The organism is Dyadobacter sp. 32, assembly GCF_902506755.1.
Classification (GTDB): Bacteria; Bacteroidota; Bacteroidia; order Cytophagales; family Spirosomataceae; genus Dyadobacter.
This window is the reverse complement of the sequence record NZ_LR735258.1, coordinates 1,479,403-1,501,087: the sequence shown is the minus strand read 5'-3', so window position 1 is coordinate 1,501,087 and position 21,685 is coordinate 1,479,403. Positions and strand designations below refer to the sequence as shown.

Genomic DNA, 21,685 nt, shown 5'->3' with positions numbered 1-21,685 from the left:
TTACTATTGAGTATTTGGCAATCGCCTAATTAAATTTTCACAATCGCGATTTGTGAGGTGAAATTGTTATGTCTTTACAGTTAAGTTCTTCCTAATGTTCTGTATCCTAAACCCATTTTTTATGTATCCAAAACAACTACTTGCTACCCTGTTAAAACGTGCCCTTTTGGTGCTGTTCCTGATGCTGCCCATGTGGCTGTCGGCTCAGAATTTGAGGGAGGTGTCCGGTAGCGTTACCGACAGTTTAACGACCGAAGGCCTTCCTGGCGTTACCGTGATCATCAAGGGAACACAAAAAGGCACTACCACCAACGCGGAAGGGCGATACACCATTCAGGCGGGTGCAACGGATGTTATTTCTTTCAGTTTTGTAGGCTATGTGCTAAAAGAAGTGCCGGTTGGTGCCCGGTCGATTATAGAGGTTGCCATGCAGCCCAGTACCAATGCCCTGGATGAACTGGTGGTGGTAGGGTATGGAACCATGAAGAAAAGTGACCTCACCGGCGCGGTTATCCGGCTCGATGCCAAAACATTTAAGAACCAGCCCATGACACAGATTTCCGACATGCTCACGGGTACGGTTGCAGGATTTAACGCCAATCAGGGTACCAGCGCGGCAGGTGGGAGTTCATTGCAGGTGAGGGGACCCAAGTCGTTGAATGCTACATCCAGCCCTATGATAGTGATGGACGGCGTCATTTTCAACGGGAGCATTGCCGATATCAATCCGCTGGATATTGAAACGATGGATATTCTTAAGGATGCAAGTTCAGCGGCTGTTTTCGGAGCCCGTGCTGCCGGGGGGGTGATATTGATTACAACCAAAAAGGGGGTAAGCGGGAAGCCAGTAATCAATGTCTCAGCCAATGTAGGTGTTTCGGAAACGACCAATGAATTCAAACCTTTTGATGCAAATGGATACCTGACGTTCAGAAGGGACGTATTACGGGCGATTAATCCCAATAACCCAGCTTACTATTACGACAGTCCGGACAAGCTGCCTTCGGGTGTGACTCTGGAGCAATGGAGAAGCGCCAGCAACAATCCGCAGGCCGACAATACCCAGGAATGGCTGGGGCGTTTACGGTTTTTCCCCATTGAGACAAAAAATTATCTGGAAGGAAAGACGGTTGATTGGTATAACGAAGTCATGAGGCAGGGAAAACGTCAAAATTATGATATCAGCATCGGCGGAGGATCAAAAAATGTGACCTATTATTGGTCGCTGGGTTACCAAACCAACCAGGGTGTGCTTCGCGGAGATAAGTTTTCAGCCATACGATCCAGGCTAAATGTTGATTTCAAAGTGACGGACTGGCTAAATGTGGGTGTAAATTCGCAATTTGGCGACCGGGACGAAAGCAGCGTAACGGCCAGTCTGGGACAAATGTATGTGATGAGTCCTTACGGATCCATGTTTGAAGAAAATGGTGATGTGGCCTGGTTTCCCAACAGTTTTGCCACGGCAAATCCACTCATTAACTATTACGGACAGGACAGGCTTCGCAAGGTAAATACCCTCTTTGCATCCATTTTCGCCAAGGTTAAATTGCCTTTTGGTATTGATTATAAAATATCCTTTCAGCCTCGTTACAACGCGGTCAAAGATTATAATTTCTATTCTTCCAAAACCATCGACGGGGGATCCACCAGATCCAACGGCTACGGTACCCGGGAGGATGCATCTGCGTATGAATGGATACTGGATAACCTCTTGCATTGGAACAAGGAGGTCGGCGTCCATAACTTTGACCTGACGATGCTTTACAGCTCCGAAAGAAACCGGGGGTGGTCGTCGGTCATTTCCAACCAGACCTACGTGCCCAATCAAAACCTGGGTTACCATGGGCTGCAGTATGGTACGAACCCTACCGTCATGACAGACGACTCCCAGATCACGGGCGATGCGGCCATGGCACGATTGAACTACACGTTACTGGGCAAATACCTGGTAACCTTATCGGTTCGTCGGGATGGCTTTTCTGCATTCGGTACGAAACAGCCCAGAGCAACATTTCCGGCAGCTGCCATAGCCTGGAAAATTTCGGAAGAGAAGTTCTTTAACCTGGATTTTGTAAGTCAGATGAAACTTAGGCTATCCTGGGGGGTGAATGGTAACCGCGACATCGGTGCTTACTCGGCACTTGCCCAGTTGCTCTCCACGCAGTACTACAATGGTTCCAACGTTCAGGTGGGAGTTTACAACAGCTCCCTGGCCAACCCTAACCTTGTTTGGGAGAAAACGGAATCCGTCAACGTTGGGGTCGACCTGGGTTTTCTCAGAAACCGGATCGATGTCAGTGCAGAATATTACGATATGACCACTTCGGATTTGCTGATGAATCGGTTGCTGCCGGAAATAACCGGTTTTACCAACATTACTTCTAATCTTGGTAAGCTGGGTAACCGCGGTTTTGAAACGACCATCAATACGGTGAATGTTAAAAAAAGAATTTTAGCTGGAGATCCAGTCTGGTGTTTTCTTTTAACAGAAATAAAATCAAAAGGTTGTTTGGAGATTATAAGGAGACCACTGTTGACGGGAAAACGGTACAAACCGAGTTGCCGGATTACTCCAACGAATGGTTTCCTGGGCAGGCTCTGGATCGGGTCTGGAATTATGATGTGACCGGAATCTGGCAGGTAAGTGAGAAAGATGCCGCGGCGGTGTACAAGCTCCAGCCGGGTGATTTTAAAGCAACCGACACCGATGGCAATGGTAAGTACGAAGCGCTTGCCGACAAAATGTTCATAGGTTACCGCCAGCCAAGATTCCGGATTGGGTTGCGAAATGAATTTACATTTTTGAAAAATTTCTCGGGCTCTATATTTCTGCGCAGCGAACTGGGGCACATAGCACCATTTGCGGAAGGGCTTCGTTCGGGTGGTTCCGATACTTACGACAGGCGCAATACCAACGACTTTCCCTACTGGACACCAGAAAATCCCATCAATGATTACGCACGACTGAATACGAATACGAATGTTTTTGGTGGTGGGATCAAGGTTTATAAATCGCTTTCTTTCCTTCGTGTACAGGATGTAAACCTGGCCTATGCTGTTCCAACAAAACTCGTACAACGTGTAAAGGTGAACAACATGCGTGTATTCGTATCAGCCCGTAACCTTTTTACTTTAACCAAATGGCCGGGATGGGACCCTGAGGGTTGGTCGTCGGCGGCGGTTCCGGTCAATCAGCCGATGCCGAAGACTTTTACCGTTGGTTTAAACATGTCATTGTAGTTGAAAATTAATATAGAAACTCATGAAAAGGAACATACAAATATTATTTGCACTTTTTGCCTTGCTTTTAACCCAGTCTTCCTGCGACAATGAATGGCTGAAACCGAAGCCTTTGTCATTTTTTAGTCCGGAAAATGTATACGTGGACAAGGCTGGCTTTGAATCCCTGCTGATTACCATGCGCAAGGATCTCAAGAATGAAAATACCGGTACAATGCCCAACCTTACGATGGAGTTTGCATCTTCGGATCTGGCTTCACCCTGGTCGCAGCTGGACTTCAATAACCTGACGCCCAATACCGACCAGTACTATCGTTTTTTGAACATGTTCACCGTTATTTATACATCAATTAAAAATTGCAATGTGTTGATTTCGAGGATTGATGATATTAAATGGGCCTCCGAACAGGACCGGAATGCCATACTTTCCGAAGGCTTGTGGCACCGGGCTTACTGGTATTACAGGCTGGTGAATTTATATGGCGATGTACCATTTATCAATGAAGAAATACAGGGGGCGAAGCTCGATTTTCAAACGCACAGCAGGTGGACTATTCTTTCGAAAATTCAGACTGACATGGAATATGCTGTGCAGTGGCTTCCGGCAACGGCTACAAGCGGTGTAATCACCAAAGGTGCGGGTAATCATTTGTTGGCAAAAATCTACCTTGCCAATTTGGAATTCGACAAGGCGATTGAAGCGGCTACCAAAGTGATTACCGGGCCTTATGCGTTGATGACCCAGCGTTTTGGTATCGATGCAGCCAAAGCCAACCGTAACCTGATCTGGGATCTGCATCGCTCCAAAAATTTCAGTTCAGCGCAGAACACGGAGACCATCCTTGCATCCATTGATCGTTTTGAAGCACCTCCCGGGGCCAGGTCTGTGGGGCTTTACACCATGCGGATGTATAATGCCCAGTGGTTTCAGCCGCAGGTACTGGACAGTCAGGGTAAGCCCGGCATGGTGGCAAGCGGGCCGATGTACGATTCTTTGGGCAGAGGCAATGCCAATATTCGTCTGACGGGATTTTATCAGTACGATATCTGGTCTCACAAAGGAGATACCTGGCGCACCACCCCAGATCTCAGAAGAAGTGATATCAACTGGGTGGATATTCATGAGCTTAAGTACAATAATCCGGCTTCTGTAGATTTTGGAAAGCCATTGAAAATAGCATATCTGGCAGCGCAGGTGGATACTTTTAAGCATGTGTATGCCATGCCGCACTACATTATGTACAACCCCATGGACGATCCAAAGGCACAACCTATGGGCGGAAATGGAGACTGGTATATTTTCAGGCTTGCAGAAACCTACCTGTTGCGTGCCGAAGCCTACTATTGGAAAAATCAACTGGCACTGGCGGCGGATGATCTGAACAAAGTCCGTAACCGTGCGAAAGCAATACCGGTTACGGCCAGTGAGGTAACCATTGATTTCATTATGAACGAAAGAGCGCGTGAGCTGTTTGCCGAAGAGCCGCGCCACGCCGAATTGGTAAGGGTCTCTTACATCATGGCCAAAGGAGGAATTGGAGGATATAGCCTCGCTGGCTTTAGCCAAAAGAACTTCTTTTACGATCGGGTGATGAAGCACAATAATACCTACGAAAAGAAGATTCAGCTGTTGGGCAATACCGCCAGCATGTCACCCTTTCATGTGCTGTGGCCCATTCCGTCTGTTGTAATCACTGCCAATACCAAAGGGGTTATCAATCAGAACATCGGATATGACGGTGCAGATAAAAATATCCCGGCACTGACCGTGATCGAATAAAAGGTTAGAGAGGGGTGCCGTCAGCAAAGTGCGGCGCCCTTCGATTTTTTGGGAGGCTTTGATTTCCGGGATTGTTGCAGGAATTAAACAATTTCACATTCTCTCCTTGATAACATTTGTAAATAATTCAGGAAGGTCCTATATTTGCACCCTGAACACCAAAACAGAGAGGTGTCCGAGTGGTTGAAGGAGCTACCCTGGAAAGGTAGTATATGGGTAACTGTATCGAGAGTTCGAATCTCTTCCTCTCTGCGAATAACAATCACAAAAAGCGTTAAAAGCCTGTAAATCACACATTTACAGGCTTTTTTATTTTTCAGAATACACCAAAATATGCAGATTTTCGCAATATTTGGGTGAGCATCGGGTGAGCATTTAAACAGGAGAATAATGCTCACCTAACTTGATGTAACAATTTGATTAACAACCTGTTCGCGAAATAAACATCTTGATTTTTTGACGGCATCATTAGTAGTTTTATTCATCTAAAATTTAATGCTATGCTAACAAGAAACTTCACTATGTTTTTCTATTTGAAAAAACGTAGCAATTTCACTGAGGGAGAACATTCAATCTACGCACGTCTCACACTGAACGGTGAGCGTATCGAAATTTCTACCAGTCGTAAATGCGAATCGGAAAAATGGAATCCGAAAAAAGGGCGAAAAAACGGAACAAGGGAAGATGCTAAAATATTAAACGCTTATCTGGACACCTTGCAATTTAGAATTTACGAGATCTATCGTCAGGCAGTTGAATCTGACATAGAGCTTACCGCTGAAATGCTCAAGAACAGAATCAATGGCGTAACCGACAAATCAAGGCTTATTCTCGAAATTTTTCAAAGCCACAATGAGAAGATGGCCAAGCTGGTAGGAAGCGACTTCGCCTTGGGAACGCTCGGGCGATATCAGACAACTTTTGATCATACACAGGCTTTCATCAAATGGAAGTATAAAGCATCAGATTTAAGCATTCAGGAACTTGACTTCAACTTTATCTCCGAATTTGAGTTCTGGCTTAAAACGGTTAGAAAGATTGGTCACAACACAACAATGAAGTACCTGGCCAATTTCAAGAAGATTGTCATAATATGTGTCAAACAAGGTTGGCTAACAAGGGATCCATTTCTCGCCTTCAAGATGACTATCCGTGATGTGAATAGGAATGCGTTAACAGCAGTCGAATTGCAGAATATTTCAAACAAGACTTTTGATAACGAGCGATTGGATCAGGTCCGAGATATCTTTCTATTTTGCTGCTATACAGGTCTAGCATATGCTGACGTCTTTAAGCTTAAAAGTTCGGAGATCATAGATGGTATTGATGGAGAAAAGTGGCTCTCCATCAAAAGGCAAAAGACAGACACCCCTTCCAGAATCCCCATCCTGCCCATGGCCATGATTGTACTTGACAAATACAAAGACCATCCAAAATGCCTGGCGAAGGGCAGTCTGTTGCCAGTGCTGACGAATCAAAAAATGAATTCCTATTTAAAAGAGATCGGTGATGTTTGCGGTGTAAATAAACCCATCACTTTTCACTTGGCACGGCACACTTTCGCAACAACCGTGACACTCACTAACGGTGTTCCGCTGGAAAGCGTCTCGAAAATGCTCGGACATCGCAATATTAAAACGACTCAACAGTATGCCAAGATCGTCGATAAGAAGATAAGTGATGATATGGCGAAATTGAAAGAGATACTCGTCAATTAAATATCGGTTTAATATTGGGATTATGTGTTGTGATCCCAGCGGGATCACTTGAAGAAATAACAAAAGCGCCAAAAGCCTGCAAATCAACTGATTAGCAGGTTTTTTTCTTTCCGGATTATGCCAAAATATTCAATTTTATGCAAATTTTTGGTGAGTAATTCGGTGAGTTCGAGAATCTGCAAATTTTACTCACCAGAATCATTTTAACTTACTGTATGTGAATGCATTAACTACCCAAACATCTTGAGCTAAAACGCCTTGCACGACTGCCTTTGTTCAACTTTTTAATCTGAAAAGGGTATGAAAACAAAACTGAGTCTGCTTAGCTATGTGAAAAGCCGAAGAATTATCAAAAAGGGCCCGTACTGATTTACTTGCGGATCACGGTTGAAAGTAAAAGAACAGAATTTACGACCGAGCGAGAATGTGAACCTAGCCGGTGGAATGCTGTTGCGGGACGAGCTACTGGGGAGAAAGAGACCGTGAAGTCAGTCAATGCTTATCTCGGCAACTTAGAACAGCAATTATTGGACGCACATGCAGCGCTGGTTCGTGACGGTGCTTCGATAACAGCAGTAACGATCAAAAACAAATTTCCAGACGTCGGCTCTAAGCAGCTATTATTGATGGCAGTCTTCGCGGATCATATCGAGCGCATGATGGCACTGGTAGGACAGGAATGGGCGTTCGGTACATTCAACCGCTACAAAGAGCACGAACACCACTCAACAGCGTTCCTGAAAGTGAGGTTCAAAACAACTGATTTTGACATTAGTCGAATGAACTTCGCTTTCATCGCTGACCACGAGTTCTATCTGAGCTCGATCCGAAAAATGGGAAATAATGCAGTAGTGAAGCACAGGAAAATGTTTCACCAGATCGCAACCCGTCTCTGACGGATATTCAGTTTTGCACTTTTTTGAGTTTTTGTTTTCTAATTACTCATAGACAAGTTGCTCTTTCAAGGCAACCTGTTTCAGGCAATCACAACATAACAACTGTATGATGTCAGGCAGAAATTAACCTTCACGTGCTATATTAGGGGTTGATTAAAGTTTTTGTCCTTTGTGGCTGAACTTTCCAATAAGCGTTTTGGTCTTACTTCAATGACTCGACTCCTCGTTATTTTTATTTGTTTGACTTCGGCAATAAACACTGTTGCACAACGTGCCATTTACACCAACCAGCAACATTTTGGCATTGAAGACGGTTTGCCGCAAAGTTTTATTACGGGTTTTACACAGGACAAAGATGGTTTTATATGGATTTCCACCCTCGACGGCCTGAGCCGGTATGACGGGCGTGTCTTTAAAAATTTCCGTTACAAACCAGGTGATTCCACCAGCCTTGCCCAGAACGCGGTTTTTAAAATGTTCCCTCAAGCTAGCAATGACAAACTGACGCTGATCTATGAAGGATTGCTCTATGACCGTTTTGATACGAGAACGTTCAAATCGAACAGGATTGCACATCTGGCAACCCTGCAAATAATTCCGAAGGGCAAAACGCAGTTTGTGAACAGCGCAAACGTTTACAACCGGACCGATTGGCTTTTTTTAAGAACCAACGCTACCGGGATCGGCTGGAGAAACTCGGAGACGGGTAAAACTTACATCGCCAACAAAGCAAACGGTATGCTGAAACAGGATACAAATCAGCACTGTTTTTCAGGCAGCGGACGGGACCGTTTTTTTGGTTTCCGAAGATGGCGTGCAGGTCAGCAACAAGGCAAAGAGCCATTTCAGGTTTATTCGTTTTAAAACTTTGGTACCAAAGCTGACGCCGGAGATGTTTCGCGCAGCGAGGCTCAACACTGGCTCTGTAGCGTTGCTGCCCAATAATCGGTTGTTGATTTGCCGGGGAGACCAGATCATCATTCTTGATCTAACAAAAAAAACTTCCAAAGTGATTCCCATTCCCGCCGGGGCTCCGGTTCCTTACCAGTCGTATGAAGATTTGCTCTGCCAGGACTCAAAAGGACTGGCTTACTTTGTTAATAATGGTAGGGTGTTCAGGGTGAACCAGCACGACCAACTTGAACTGCTCTGGCAAAATATGACGAACCCGCAGTTCAACATCACAGCTTTTTTTGTGGACCGGTCCGACGTGCTCTGGCTCAGTGTGAATGCGCAAGGCATTACTAAAGTTGATTTACGGGCTATGCCATTTCACTCGCATCCCTATAAAAAAAGCTTCGTGACCGACATTCTTGGAGAAGCCGGTGTTTCGCCAGCATTGGTCCCTACTGCATGGGCTGACCCCAGATCTGCATACTTTTTTCGTCAGGCTCGGGATAGTAAAAACAGACTTTACATTTGCACCAATCCCTATGCAGTAGTTGAAATTTTTAGGTACGATGGAAGAATTTTTGAAAAGTTCGCCCACCTGCTGAGCCGGAGGATCTACTCAGCCCTCGTCGTGAAGCCCATGTTCCTAACCGCTTTAATCTTTGGATGGGTTTGATGCAATCTACGGTGCATTAAGCCTTGGGGCGAATAGAACAAATCAGCGACTGTGGGACGGCTTTGCGTCATCGGGTCACGGCTTTTGTGTCGGCTTGGATCCAAGAGTAATCTCAGAGTCATCGACCCACGGGGGGCCAATGAACTATTACACCTCTGGGAATAAACCGATTATGAATTTTCCGAGAATGAATCATGACGATTACATATCTGACATAATAAACGTCTTTTTCAGTCTTCCAGATCAATTCAGCAGTGAAGATGAATACCGATTTTTTAAGCACGGTCCAGGTACGATTCAGCTGGGAAAGGCAGCGATAAAAGAAGTAATAGTAGGATATGCGATGAATAATGCGAATAAAACAGATCTAATTAGGACTGTCAACGAATCCTTACCAGATGCAGACATTCTAGAAAGTGAGCTTAATCAAGACACAGGCGAAGTAACCATTCGTCCGTTGAGTAGTTTGCGACTAGAAAATTTTGAATGATCGTTTCTACCAAGGATTCGTCGACATCTATCGAGCTTACTAAATAGCGACTTATAAGCCATGCCCATGCCCAACTGAGACAATGAGATCGCGAAAGAAACTTCAAAAAAGCTCGAGACCTACCAAATCAATACAGCTTTTCGATAATGACAAAAAAGAGCCGTCTTTACATGCCTTGTCAATCGGAAATAATTGTCGTAACCCTATTCCTAGGGTTGTTGCGAAGCCGCAATTGGTTGTGATTGCGTAGACAACTTGGGCAAGTATCTGCCGGAACAACGAGCAGCGCCGCTTCAAATGGCGATTTTTACCATACTCTAATGCCCTTAGCCCTTAGAGACCCGAATTGTAAAATTCCGCCTTTGGGATTTCCCGAACAGAAATGTAAAATGCAAGAAATTGCCTCTTACCCACAATAGGCCAGATGTACAATTGTCGGACAATTGAATCTGGCCGCCACTCGCTCCGAAGTCGCTGGCGGGAGAGTTTTATAAATTTTCTAATATCAGCTTCAGCCGAGTTCACCACTTGTAATAGGGGCATCAACAGCCGTCTAAGCCATTTGCCAGGGTATCACTTAAATCCGCGCTTTCGCTTATTCAATACACTAGGTCGATATGTTAGGCGAACTCCGATATAATCGCGCAGTAGATATCTAAACAGGAACTCCGGATTTCATTCAAAGCCTCATTAACGTTCTGCTGGGAATAATTAGAATATCGAAGTAGATCATTCCAAACAAAAAAGTGAGACATTTTACCGAAAGGTACCTTTCAGAAAACACAACGCGTGAGTATTTGCAAAAGCTGACGGATTGGGTATAGTTTGGAGAATTTGGATGGCTTGAGCACAAGATTCCTTGGTAGATCTACCACCTGCGGACTATGGTTCATCAGTAATTAAAGAAATATAAATCCATTATTTAATAAGGTCAATTTCAACCGAAACGACATATCATTATTTCCGCATTGTCGTGATCTAGCTCCATATTCTCCAGGATATGCCCCAATAAAGCTTTGCATTCCGTCGTAAAACAAATCTAAACCTCCCCGAAATCCGCGGGAATCTTCCGGTTGTACCGGGACAAAGCGCAAACATCATAGTAAAACAAATGGTAGACAGAAATTTGGAAATTGGCGCATCTTCATATGCAAATCCGGAAATTTAAATGGCGGCTGCTGACTGGATGAATTGTAACATTTACAGACGCATTGAAGTGAGCTTCCCTATTTATAGTCAAACTTACATAAAAACGAGATTTATAATCGCGTTGAATAAAAATGGGGCCACATAATCACTTCTAAAATTGTTATAGTAATGAACAAAAAAACCAAACAATTATGGAAGGATTTTGTGGCCTTGATGTACATATTAACAGATTCTGGGGAGAAGTTTGAAGGGGTTTTTGGTACCTTAACCCCTGATCTTGAACGTTTGCGCGATGAGCTCACCCTACATCATGTGAACGAAGTAGCTCTGGAAAGCACCAGCATCTACTGGGTGCCAGTATGGCGTGTTCTGGATGCTGACTTTGATGTGAAGTTGGTAAACCCTTATTTTATTCGCCAGCTTCCCGGTCGAAAAACGGATGTGAAAGATGCGCATTGGATTGCGATGGTACTGCAAAAGGGATTGATTAAGTCCAGCTTCATTCCTGATGATCAAGTCCAGCAGTTACGGCACTACAACCGGAAGATATTCTATCTGAACAGGCATTTACAGCGGGCTGAACAAGGCATAGATTTGATTTTGCAGTGGTGTAATATCCGGCTAAGCAACTATGTATCAGACATTGGAGGCAAGTCAATGCGAAAAGTGATTAAGGCTCTCTCAGAGGGCAATCATGATCCAGATCAATTGGTCAAACTGGTGCATAGCCGGATTACCAATAAGCATGGAATAGACTGCATTAAGGATTCGCTTACAGGCATCCTTTCGGCGGTGGATACGGATATGCTCGGGATGGGTTTTTCAGAGATGGAATTCTTTGAAAAACAGCTGAGTGATTTTAAACAAAAGCTGTTAGCGCTTTGTCGGCAATACTATTGTCAGCAAATGGATCTTTTGCAGACTATACCCGGTATCAAGGAGCACAGCGCCGCCAGTATAATAGCAGAGATAGGTGTGGACATGAAAGCTTTTCAGGCAGCCTCATCGCTGGTTGGATGGGCCGGGCTTAGACCGCGTAACGACGAAAGTGCGGGTAAGATCAAAGGCAGAAAGACGCTACATGGCAACAAATATCTTAGGGTAATGCTGGTACAATGCGCCTGGGGTGCGAGCCGGACGAAGGCCAGCCGGTTCCAAATAAGATTTAATACTCTTAAAAAGCGAATGAATCATAACAAGGCACTTGTAGCTAACGCCAGAAAAATACTGGTGGTCATATGGTATATTCTGGAAAAGAAACAACCCTACGTAGCAAGTGCCGCATAGGGTAGTAAAACCGGTAGGAGACCAAGGCCCCTATATTTGTGGTGGGAAAACCCCGTTACGCAAACTGGCATATAGGCGACTACTGGCAAGAAATTGCGTTTGAGTGAAAAGCTCGCAGAGGAAATTATTTTTAAACTCCGTTTCTAAAACAGGGGATGGATAGCTTTTGCCGTAACATTTATAGAGGAAATCTTAAAAAATGCTGCTGCTAGAAATGATTGATATATAGTTGGCAGATACAAAGCAAGATCGTTGTTGTTGATGACAGTTAAGGAATATTACTTTAACTAATAAAAATTGCCGTCGTTCATGGATATTATTTTTTGCACTTTTATCCGGCAAGAATAGGAATAGCTGGTAATCATGTCATTTATAAACATCTTGACATCTCTCACACAACAGGCCTTTCAAACGTATACACCTTTGTATGTTGAATGCAACAATCGCCATTATTGTAGTGGAAGATAGACATCAAAGCTTGACCCAAGCCCCTTTTGACTTTCTGCTCTTATAAAACCCGAGTGGTTTTCAATAATCCTTTTACAGATAGATAGGCCGATGCCGGTGCCTGGAAAATCATTCTGGGAATGAAGTCGCTGAAATATAATGAAAATGCGGTCTGTGAACTGCTGGTCAAAACCAATTCCATAGTCTTTAAAAGTAATCTTTGCATACCGGGTATTGCGTTTTAAGAACGAATGATCGCCTTGATCAAAGCCCACGCTTTGGTAATGGATCTCAAGGCGTGGGTTTTCACCAGAAAACTTAATTGCGTTCCCGATCAAGTTGTAGAAGAGTTGATTCATTTGAGAAGGCACGGCAGGCAGTGTAGGTAGCGCGTCGGCAATGATTTGGGTATTGGTTTCGCGGATAAGTTGCTCAAAATCTTCTTTGATAAGGCTTATGATGGTGTTCAGATCTACTAGCTCAAAAACAGCATTCGGGACCCTCAAACCCGCAAAGCTTAGCAGGTCCCGGATCAAGTTGGACATCCTTTCGGCAGAAGACGTGACTTTTTTAATGTAATCCAGGGTCGCTGTATCTGATTCGGCTACCCGGTTTTTGACCAAGCCTGAAAATATCTGGATTTTCCTTAGCGGTTCCTGCAAATCATGGCTGGTCACATGGGCAAACTGTTCGAGTTCTTGATTGGATTTAACAAGCTGCTGATTGATTACTTCGAGTTCTGCCGTACGCAGAGAGACCCGGCTTTCAAGGGTTTCTTCCAAGGTTTTCTGGTCATGAATATCGGTGCTCGATCCGACCCAGTTTTCGATCAGCCCCAATTGGCTTCTCTGGGCAATACCGCGGCTTAGATGCCATCGGTAAACTCCATCATACCTGCGAATACGATGCTCATACATAAAGTCTTCACCTGACTGCAGGGCTTTTTCCCATGCAACCAAACTGGGCTGCTGTTCATCAGGATGCACCAGAATGATCAGGCCTTTTGCAATTAACTCTTGCCTGCTGAGACCGGAATACTTATGTATAAAATCGTTATAGAAATTTTCGCCACCAGTCTTGTCGATTCTCCACACTAGCTGTGGCATCGTATCAGCAAGCATTTTAAACCTTTGCTCACTTTCACGAACCAGTTCCAGGGCCGTTATCATCTCGGTCACATCGTTGGCAACAACCATCACGCCACTGATCAAACCGGTCAGGTCGTGCAGCGGCTCAAGGGCCAAGTTAACAATTAACTTCGAAGCTTTTCCGTGACGTGCTACTTCCAGTGGCCATTCACTTAACACGCGCCGGTTGCCTGTCTCAAAAACATCTTTGACGATTACCTCCAGTCCGTCGCCATGTGACTTTGTAAATGCCTGGTCAAACGGAAGGCCGCTGACTTGTAAGCTCGTTTTGCCCCAATACCTGAGCATCATCGAATTGGCTACCTCAATGACCAGCTGTGGGCCTCTGAATATACCAATAGCAACCGGCGCATGCATGAAGATACTTCTCAGTTCCGCTTCGGTCTTTGTTGTAAGCTGATTGATCTTTATTAGGGAATCTACTTTTGAAAGCAGTTCCTTTGCTGAAAAAGGCTTAACCAGATAGTCGTCTGCACCCCAGCCCAATCCCTCTACCCGCGATTCTTCCCCTGCCCTTGCAGACAATAAAATTACCGGTATGCGGCTGCCAGGCAGCACCCGCAACTGTTGCAGTAGCTGCTGACCATCCATTACGGGCATCATCACATCACTTATAATTACATCGGGCCTCGCTGATAATACCTTGGCAAGGGCATCTTGGCCATGGATGGCAAAATCTACACTTAAGTACGGAGAAAGTAGTTTTCCAAGATAAGAACGCATGTCTGCATTGTCATCTACGATGAGTACCTTGACATCTTGCTGGATTTCAAAATCTGGAATCTGCTGCTGCAATGCTTGGCTGACAGGTGCATGCTTAGCATGCCCTGTATCATCCTTTTCAAGCAAGCTCATTGCTTCCCGAATAAAGGTTTCTTGCTGTGAGGAACTTATTTGTCTTAACGCTGGGATAATCTGCTCTTTTGGCAGATGGTCTTTGCCTAACGGCACTTTTACGGTAAAGGTGCTTCCTTCCCCAAAAGTACTTTCGACGCTAATCTGCCCATGGTGCAGGTTTACCAGCTCGGCAACAAGAGAAAGCCCGATCCCGGTGCCCTCATGGGTGCGGCCGTTTGAATTTTCAATCCTGTGAAACCGCTCGAACATATGCGGCAGTTCATCTTTCTGGATGCCTACACCTGTATCGCTCACCTTCAATACGGCAAATCCGCCATGGAAATGCAAACCAACCGTGATGCTCCCGCTTAAAGTGTATTTAAAAGCGTTTGACAGCAAATTCAACACAATCTTTTCCCACATTTCCGTATCCACATAAACATCTGGGCCCTGCTGGTTGATATCAAGGACCAGCTCCATACCTGCACTTTCGATAACCGAACGGAAATTGGAAGTCAGGTCAGCCGTTAGTACGCCGAGCTCGACGCACTGAAAGGAAGCTTTTACGCGTCCAGCCTCAAGACGGCTGAAGTCAAGCAAGTTGTTTACCAGCTTTAGGAGCCGTTGCGCATTGCGGTGCATGGAGTCACGGTCCTCTTGGCTCAGCCTGCCTTCAAGCTGGGGATTATCGGCTATTTGCTGCAAGGGTCCCAGGATCAAAGTGAGTGGGGTACGGAATTCATGGCTGACATTGCTGAAAAATGCCGTTTTGGCCCGGTCGATCTCAGCAAGCTGCTGGGCCCGTTTCTGTTGTTGTTGATAAGCATCAACATTCGAAAAAGCGGTAGAGACCGTGTTGGCAAATAATTCAAAAAAGTTTTGGTACTGTTGGTCCAGTGAGCGTGCCGAGCTGACACCAACAATAAGGTATCCGCTTGCCTTGTCATTTCCTGTGATCAGGATTGGAAAGATAAGCGCAGTATGGGGCGCCTGCTGAAAGGGACCACTTTTAAAATCGCCAAACCGCTCACGCAGTTCATTGATCTGGACTGATTGCGGATTATCTGTTGCAAGCTGAAAAAGTGGCCAGAATTTATCATCCTCTGAATCCAGTTCGATCACAGCAAAATCCATGAGTCGATCTGTAATGCCCGAAGAAACTTTAAGGAAGGCCTGATGCGCGCTTTCATTCACTTCATATACCTGGATGAACGGGACATCGTAGTTAAACAGGGATTGTACCTGATATAATTTTTGATAAATTTCATCGTTTGTTTTTGCGTTCCCGGTCTGGAAAGCCAGGTCGCGGAGCACCTGGGTGCGGCGTGAGCTAAGGATTTGCTCAGTCGTTTCGGTAATCGGGTGAAAGATACCGCCCACGTTTCCGGATTCGTCCCGGATCGGCGCGAATGAAAAAGTCATAAATGCTTCCTCGATATAACCATAGCGGTCCAGAAGCATTTGCTGGTCTTTGATATAGGTGCCTTCTCCAGCCAGTCCGCGGTCAAAGGCCGCCCCAACAACTGGCAAGGCTGTTTCCCAGCAAATTTTGAAGTTTTGGCCCATCGATTCGGGATGCTTTGCACCACAAATTGGCCGGTAACTGTCATTATATATTTGGATCAGCTGGTCCCCCCAGGCAATTAAGATAGGGAATGTTGAAGAAAGGCAAAGGCTTACACTAGTTCTCAGGCTCTGCGGCCACTGGCTTATTGGCCCAAGGGCTGTTTTTGACCAATCCATCGAGCGGATCAGGGCACCCATTTGCCCACCGCCAGACAAAAATTGTTCATCATTTTCTGTTGAATGCATTACTAAAAGATCCTGTAGCAGAGTTTTACCGACAACCAATAAGCGCCTGGTAAAGATAGCGATTTACTTTAGCCGTTTCAATTTGTAATTCTGAAAACGGTGGTCTTTTTTTTTGCAAAATTGGATAAACAAGGCAAAGTTTGATACAATCAGCGTATGATTTCATTTCTTCGCAACTACCCAACACGCTCTTCAGTAATACACCTCTGCAGTCGGCAATCCCCATTGGTATTGGTTATGCAGTTAATACAACAGGATCGGTCATCGTTTCGTTTTCCAGCGGTTTGAGAAAAGATCTGAAAATTCACCTTCGTAGTTGGCGTCATTCATTTTCCCAAGAATGTCCATCAGCCAGTTTTGTGGATTGACATCGTGCTTTTTACAGGTTGCAAAGAGAGACTAGATCATACCAGCGTTTTGCGCTGTGTCGATCAACCCTTCAACGCACGATCCTTCCATCCATCATTTCAATGATCCTGTCCGATTTTCGGGCGAAGTCATTGTCATGGGTTACAGTGACGATTGTTTTCCCCTGCTGCCGGCAAAGGTTTTGAAGTAGTTCAAAAACGATCGTGGTGTTCCGGCTGTCGAGGTTTCCGGTTGGTTCATCACCCATGATGATGGCCGGATTGTTGATCAGTGCCCGGGCAATGGCCACCCGCTGCTGCTGTCCGCCCGAGATGCGTCCCGCTGATTTCAGTGCCTGATCGCCCACACCAAGCAGGGTAAGTTTTTCAATGGCCTGATGCTCTATTTCTGCATGGGACAATTTACCAAGTCGCAGCGCGGGAATCATCACATTTTTGAGACAGCTAAAATCGGGAAGCAGGTAATGAAACTGGAAAACAAAACCAAGGTGTTCGTTCCGGAAGCGGGCAAGCTGATCGTTCTTTTGACCGGTCACCTGGCTGCCTTCCAGGGAAAGACCTCCTTTGTAAGCAGTATCCATCGTCGATAAAATGTATAACAGAGTGGATTTACCGCAACCGGATTTCCCGGTGATCGAAACGAACTCGCCCTTATTGATCTGAAACGAAATGTCTTTCAATACCTGAAACTCGTCGGGCAAATAGAAATATTTATTGATTGCTTCTGCTTTGATTGCTATGTCCATACTGTGTTTTGTTCATTGAATTGAGCTTATCCGCGAATAATCTCTACCGGATCCACTTTTGATGCTTTGACTGCGGGAATGTATCCGGCAAAAAATGAGGTGATCAGCCCGAACGAAAAGCCCTGTACGTAATGTTTGATATCGAAGGTCATCGGCAAATATTCCAATGTCCCTTTGCCTATGTAAACGTTGGAGCCTGCTACCGAGCTGAGCCAGCCAAACAGCAAACCTGCCGAGCCACCGATAAGCCCTATAAACAGCGCCTGATAAATAAAAATGCTGACAATGTGTTTTCCCGCAAACCCGGTCGCTTTCAGGATAGCAATCTCCTTAATTTTTTCGTAGATCATCATATTCAGGATGTTGTATATCCCGAAACCCGCCACGATTAAAATGGTGATCACCACCGAATTTGCGATGATATCTCGGATCATGCGGGCCGCTATATTCTGTTCGTTGGCTGACTGCCAGCTTTCACAGTTGTAGCCGGTAAGATGGGTCAGCTGGGTGGCCACCTCGTCGGCGCTGTTATAGTTTTTAATATTGATGTAAATATCGGAAATGAAACTTCGGTCCTTTCTCAAGAGCTGCTGTACCACGGCCAGGCTCGCATAAGCCTTGCCTTCATCCACGGCTTTGATGGTGGTTTTGAAAATGCCTGTTACCTTCAGCCTTTTCATCGTGCCCGATGCGGTGCTGACCGTCAGGTAATCGCCGCGGGAAAGGTTGAGGTCGGAGGCGAGAATTGCACCGATCATGATGCCGTCCGGATTCGCGTCCAGGTCCCTGACCGAGCCCGCCGTCATTGTGGAAGCCAGGTCAAACATTTTGTCCTGCTCAATAATATCGGTTCCATTAAGATTCCCGTTTTTTTCAACTCCGGCGTGGCTGTAAATGACATTGGCCGTAACAAGTGGAAAAAGAGTGAACACCTCTTTGTGGTGCTTTATGGCTTCGATAACAGCATCCGGATTTGAAATACGGTTATCCGAAAAGATCAATTGAGGGTTTGAAATAATTTTTTTCGAACTGTCACTGATGTTTTCCGTCAGCATGTGTGGACTACTTAGCTCATGTCCCCGATACAGACGGATATGTGGTGTAGCACTGAAGGTCATCTCTTCAAAATATTCGTTGGTTCCGCTGATCAGCGAATTCATGAGGATGAACATGCCAATGCCGAACATAACACCGAGGGAAGCAATGATCGTTTGCTTCTTTTTTGAGATCAGGTACGTCAGTGCGATTTCAAGATTGATACTGGTCGTCATGCTGTTTCGAATGCTTAAAGCAGATATGGGTTAGTATTGCAGTTGAATACGGTCATCGACGGTCAGCCCATCTTTTACCTCCACCCACTCGCTGGAAACAATGCCTGTTTTTATTTTATGAGGCAGGAATTTCTTTTCAGTTGCCAGCATCACCTGACCGTTTCCGTTAAGGCTGCTGCGGGGTATGAGCAATGCTTTTTCCTTTTTGCCAATGATGATATTGGCCTGTATCAGTGTACCTGCAATGACCCCGGTAGTTGGCTGGCTGAATGTAGCCTCCACGATAAAGGACTGTGTATTTTCATCAAAATAGGGGTAGATTTTTGAAATGACTGCCTGGTAGGCCTTCTCCTTTTCTGTATTCATTTCGACCAGTACCGTCTGTCCTGTCCTGACCTTGGAAATACTGGATTCATCGACATTGAGACTTACCACTAGCTTTTCACTTTCACCAAGCAGGGCGATCGGATCTGCTTTTTTCAGCATATCTCCTTCTTTTTTTAAGATTTTGTAAACCTTATAATTTCCTGGCGATTTGATGTTAAAATAAGAAGCATTAGAAACAGCTGTTTCATACTGGCTCTTACTGCTGATCAGCGCCTGATCCAGGCTGAGTTTCGTTGCGGCGATATTCTCGCGGATCGAGCGAACCGTGTTTTCTGAGTTATCGTATGAAAGCTGTGCGTTGTCGAGCTCCACTTTTGAAACCGATCTGGTAGCATACAGTCTTTTCATTCGTTGTAACTGAATCTCATCCAGCCCGCGTTTTTGCTGGGCCGATTGCAGCTGTGCGTTCAATTGCAGTAACACGGGCGAATCGTCGGCGGCATTCTTCTGCGATATCCGCATGTTTTGTGCTGTCGAACGCTCCTGAATCACCGCATTGGTGTTGTCCTGAACAAAGAGAATCTGACGTTCTTTCACCAAATCTCCTTCCTGCACGAGCGACTTTCTGAGGTAACCTTCGCTAATGGCGGTAAGTGTAAACTGGTTTCTGGCCTCCAGCTGCCCAGGCGCAAATACGGCCTCGGTGATCGGAGCGACAATGGGCGAGACCAGTTCCGGTGCCTTTTTACCAAAGCAACCAGACAAGCTCAAAAGCACCAGGATTGAAAAATACTGTTTCATTTTTATAGAATTTTCGATCTGATCTGCATTCGGTACTGCTGAATCAGGAAATCTGACATGGATTGGAAAAACTCATTTTGGTTGGCTACGTAATCGTTGTAGGACCTCAGCCTTTCGTCAAGCGAGATCACGCCTTCACGCAATTTCTGACCGGCATGGTAATCGTTGCTGCGATAGAGTTCAAGAATTTCCTTCGATTTGTTGTACTGGTCCCGGCTCGTTTGGTAGTCCAGCATCAGGTTCTGGTCTTCCAGTTCATTTTGTTTGGTAACAGACTCGTACAATGTCGTCTTGCTTGCCAGATCGAGCTTGCTTCTTGCGACCTGGGCGTTCCTGCTGCCGCCTGCCAGTAAAGGAATACTCAGCCGTAAACCATAGTACTGCTGCGGCAGGGTATTGGCATTTTTAAAATCAAACAGCTGGTCGCCAGCCACCTGTGTATTGCCCTGATACACCAGCGACAACACGGGCCAGTACGACGCTTTTGCAGCCTGGAAGTTAGTTCGTGCAAGGTTCAGCCGCGCAAATGCAATGTCTCGCTCCGGGTCGGCAGCAAAATCGCCCGATGCAACCGGTGGATCTGCCGGGATCTCATGAGACAAAACCAGGCTGTCGGCATATCCCAGGCCAAGCAGCTGTTTTATCGTATTTAGTGCACGTTTGCTGTTGAGCATGGCCGTCTGCAAGCTTTTTTCTGAGCGCACTGCGCTGATCCTCGCGGAATTGACCGCAATTTCACTGACCTGTCCCTCCTGCCATTTTTGATTTGCAATGAAGAGGATAGAATCGGTTGTAGCCTTGTTTTCAATACCTAATGCGAGAATCTGATCTGCCAGAAAATGGGTATAATATGCCTTTGCGATCTGCTCATAAACTTCATTTTTCGACTCCTTCAGACTCAGACGGGCAATTTCTTCATGGTTTCGGGCCGCTTTTACCGAAAACCAGTCCCCGGCGTTGACCAGATTCCATTGCAAGTTCAGGCTTGCATTGTAAATATATTGTCTGCCAAACGTAGCTTCGGTGAAGGTTCCTTCTGGCGCAGCAGGGTTAAAGAGACTGTTCGGGATCAGCGTCGGCTGGATGAGTACGTTGTCTGTAAATCCGCCGTTCAGACTTACTGTCGGCAGGCGGTTCCGTTGAGACTGAACGGTATTGACCGATGCCGTTTTTATATTTGTCTCCGCCAGTATTAGAGACACATTGTGTGCGTCGGCATACGCCCACAGGCTTTCCACGGTCGGAAAATGGCGTTGGCCATGAGCCGCGGCATAGGTCAAAACCATCAGAATAATGCCAGCAAGCAGCCGTAAAAAATTACTGTTAAACCCTCTTTCCATTCCAGATTTCGCCTGCCGTGGCCCGAGATTAGTTGCCATTTTGAGACTCAACATCATTTGCTTCTTTTCCACAGTTTCTTCTGGCTCATGACCCCGACTTTTCCTGTAATTTCAAGTTCGTCAGCACGCTTCATACTGATACTGATGTCCACGTCGCGGTCGCGTGCAGGCATATACGCTTTCCCGGACCAGTGATCGTTTTTGTAGGTAATATCTTTCAGTACAATATCTCCGATCTGTGCTTTACCAGAGGGGTTTTTCAGCCATATAATTTTACCAAAAAAACTTCCTTTGTTTTCATAGATTTCAATCTTGCGATCGCCATCCGGGTTGAGCCATTTTCCGATGATTTCACTTTGGCCATAGCCAGCTGTACTCAAAAGGATAAGAAAACCCGCCGTCAAAAATGCCGATTTGCTGATTCGTTTCATTGCTATGTTACTTGTATGATGGATATG

15 protein-coding genes, 1 tRNA gene and 1 pseudogene are annotated in these 21,685 nt (G+C 45.5%); 10 read left to right on the top strand and 7 right to left on the bottom strand.

What is annotated here, in order from left to right; translation table 11 throughout:
- Positions 1 to 121: 121 nt before the first annotated feature.
- The 10 genes from DYADSP32_RS05940 (at position 122) to DYADSP32_RS05895 (ending at position 12,130) form a co-directional block, all read left to right on the top strand.
- Positions 122 to 2,629: a SusC/RagA family TonB-linked outer membrane protein gene (locus tag DYADSP32_RS05940; protein ID WP_414617556.1), complete on the top strand. Its 2,508-nt coding sequence runs from the start codon at positions 122 to 124 to the stop codon at positions 2,627 to 2,629.
- Positions 2,563 to 3,243 carry a hypothetical protein gene (locus tag DYADSP32_RS05935; RefSeq protein WP_414617555.1) on the top strand — a complete coding sequence of 227 codons (681 nt, stop codon included), beginning with the start codon at positions 2,563 to 2,565 and terminating at the stop codon, positions 3,241 to 3,243. The genes DYADSP32_RS05940 and DYADSP32_RS05935 overlap by 67 nt, the downstream gene beginning before the upstream one ends.
- A 22-nt stretch (positions 3,244 to 3,265) precedes the next feature.
- Complete coding sequence (locus tag DYADSP32_RS05930; protein ID WP_149243580.1) at positions 3,266 to 5,023, top strand: RagB/SusD family nutrient uptake outer membrane protein; 1,758 nt, start codon at positions 3,266 to 3,268, stop codon at positions 5,021 to 5,023.
- A 165-nt stretch (positions 5,024 to 5,188) separates the two neighbouring features.
- A tRNA-Ser gene (locus tag DYADSP32_RS05925) sits at positions 5,189 to 5,275 on the top strand.
- 248 nt (positions 5,276 to 5,523) lie between these two features.
- Positions 5,524 to 6,741, top strand: coding sequence for a site-specific integrase (locus tag DYADSP32_RS05920; protein WP_149243581.1), 1,218 nt, complete (start codon positions 5,524 to 5,526; stop codon positions 6,739 to 6,741).
- A 374-nt stretch (positions 6,742 to 7,115) separates the two neighbouring features.
- The gene (locus tag DYADSP32_RS05915; protein WP_414617554.1) at positions 7,116 to 7,637 is read left to right on the top strand and encodes an Arm DNA-binding domain-containing protein; all 522 of its coding nucleotides are present in this window, start codon (positions 7,116 to 7,118) and stop codon (positions 7,635 to 7,637) included.
- 210 nt (positions 7,638 to 7,847) lie between these two features.
- Positions 7,848 to 8,501 carry a two-component regulator propeller domain-containing protein gene (locus DYADSP32_RS05910; RefSeq protein WP_149243582.1) on the top strand — a complete coding sequence of 218 codons (654 nt, stop codon included), beginning with the start codon at positions 7,848 to 7,850 and terminating at the stop codon, positions 8,499 to 8,501.
- Positions 8,502 to 8,505: 4 nt separating this feature from the next.
- Positions 8,506 to 9,204 carry a hypothetical protein gene (locus DYADSP32_RS05905; protein ID WP_414617553.1) on the top strand — a complete coding sequence of 233 codons (699 nt, stop codon included), beginning with the start codon at positions 8,506 to 8,508 and terminating at the stop codon, positions 9,202 to 9,204.
- A gap of 139 nt (positions 9,205 to 9,343) precedes the next feature.
- The gene (locus tag DYADSP32_RS05900; RefSeq protein ID WP_149243584.1) at positions 9,344 to 9,694 is read left to right on the top strand and encodes a hypothetical protein; all 351 of its coding nucleotides are present in this window, start codon (positions 9,344 to 9,346) and stop codon (positions 9,692 to 9,694) included.
- 1,317 nt (positions 9,695 to 11,011) lie between these two features.
- A complete protein-coding gene (locus DYADSP32_RS05895) occupies positions 11,012 to 12,130 on the top strand; it encodes an IS110 family transposase (protein ID WP_149243585.1) in 1,119 nt (372 codons plus the stop codon).
- 449 nt (positions 12,131 to 12,579) lie between these two features.
- Here DYADSP32_RS05895 and DYADSP32_RS05890 read toward each other — a convergent pair whose 3' ends face one another.
- The 7 genes and pseudogenes from DYADSP32_RS05890 to DYADSP32_RS05860 all read right to left on the bottom strand — a co-directional run bounded on the left by DYADSP32_RS05890 (position 12,580) and on the right by DYADSP32_RS05860 (position 21,658).
- Positions 12,580 to 16,374 (bottom strand): ATP-binding protein, encoded by a 3,795-nt coding sequence (locus tag DYADSP32_RS05890; RefSeq protein WP_149243586.1) that lies wholly within the window; start codon positions 16,372 to 16,374, stop codon positions 12,580 to 12,582.
- 261 nt (positions 16,375 to 16,635) lie between these two features.
- Positions 16,636 to 16,761: pseudogene (locus DYADSP32_RS05885) on the bottom strand (transposase domain-containing protein); the annotation flags it as partial.
- Positions 16,762 to 16,813: 52 nt separating this feature from the next.
- A complete protein-coding gene (locus tag DYADSP32_RS05880) occupies positions 16,814 to 17,488 on the bottom strand; it encodes an ABC transporter ATP-binding protein (protein WP_149243587.1) in 675 nt (224 codons plus the stop codon).
- Positions 17,489 to 17,514: 26 nt separating this feature from the next.
- Entirely contained in the window at positions 17,515 to 18,759 is a 1,245-nt protein-coding gene (locus DYADSP32_RS05875) for an ABC transporter permease (protein ID WP_149243588.1), read from the bottom strand.
- A 30-nt stretch (positions 18,760 to 18,789) separates the two neighbouring features.
- Positions 18,790 to 19,887 carry an efflux RND transporter periplasmic adaptor subunit gene (locus DYADSP32_RS05870; protein WP_149243589.1) on the bottom strand — a complete coding sequence of 366 codons (1,098 nt, stop codon included), beginning with the start codon at positions 19,885 to 19,887 and terminating at the stop codon, positions 18,790 to 18,792.
- A 2-nt stretch (positions 19,888 to 19,889) separates the two neighbouring features.
- Positions 19,890 to 21,266 carry a TolC family protein gene (locus DYADSP32_RS05865; protein ID WP_414617552.1) on the bottom strand — a complete coding sequence of 459 codons (1,377 nt, stop codon included), beginning with the start codon at positions 21,264 to 21,266 and terminating at the stop codon, positions 19,890 to 19,892.
- A 14-nt stretch (positions 21,267 to 21,280) separates the two neighbouring features.
- Positions 21,281 to 21,658 (bottom strand): DUF2147 domain-containing protein, encoded by a 378-nt coding sequence (locus DYADSP32_RS05860; RefSeq protein ID WP_149243591.1) that lies wholly within the window; start codon positions 21,656 to 21,658, stop codon positions 21,281 to 21,283.
- Between the last annotated feature and the right edge of the window lie 27 nt (positions 21,659 to 21,685).

Coding starts and splice junctions, on each gene's coding strand:
- DYADSP32_RS05940 (WP_414617556.1), top strand. CDS start 122: ATGTATCCAAAACAACTACTTGCTACCCTGTTAAAACGTGCCCTTTTG.
- DYADSP32_RS05930 (WP_149243580.1), top strand. CDS start 3,266: ATGAAAAGGAACATACAAATATTATTTGCACTTTTTGCCTTGCTTTTA.
- DYADSP32_RS05920 (WP_149243581.1), top strand. CDS start 5,524: ATGCTAACAAGAAACTTCACTATGTTTTTCTATTTGAAAAAACGTAGC.
- DYADSP32_RS05910 (WP_149243582.1), top strand. CDS start 7,848: ATGACTCGACTCCTCGTTATTTTTATTTGTTTGACTTCGGCAATAAAC.
- DYADSP32_RS05900 (WP_149243584.1), top strand. CDS start 9,344: ATGAACTATTACACCTCTGGGAATAAACCGATTATGAATTTTCCGAGA.
- DYADSP32_RS05895 (WP_149243585.1), top strand. CDS start 11,012: ATGAACAAAAAAACCAAACAATTATGGAAGGATTTTGTGGCCTTGATG.
- DYADSP32_RS05890 (WP_149243586.1), bottom strand. CDS start 16,374: ATGCATTCAACAGAAAATGATGAACAATTTTTGTCTGGCGGTGGGCAA.
- DYADSP32_RS05880 (WP_149243587.1), bottom strand. CDS start 17,488: ATGGACATAGCAATCAAAGCAGAAGCAATCAATAAATATTTCTATTTG.
- DYADSP32_RS05875 (WP_149243588.1), bottom strand. CDS start 18,759: ATGACGACCAGTATCAATCTTGAAATCGCACTGACGTACCTGATCTCA.
- DYADSP32_RS05870 (WP_149243589.1), bottom strand. CDS start 19,887: ATGAAACAGTATTTTTCAATCCTGGTGCTTTTGAGCTTGTCTGGTTGC.
- DYADSP32_RS05865 (WP_414617552.1), bottom strand. CDS start 21,266: ATGGCAACTAATCTCGGGCCACGGCAGGCGAAATCTGGAATGGAAAGA.
- DYADSP32_RS05860 (WP_149243591.1), bottom strand. CDS start 21,658: ATGAAACGAATCAGCAAATCGGCATTTTTGACGGCGGGTTTTCTTATC.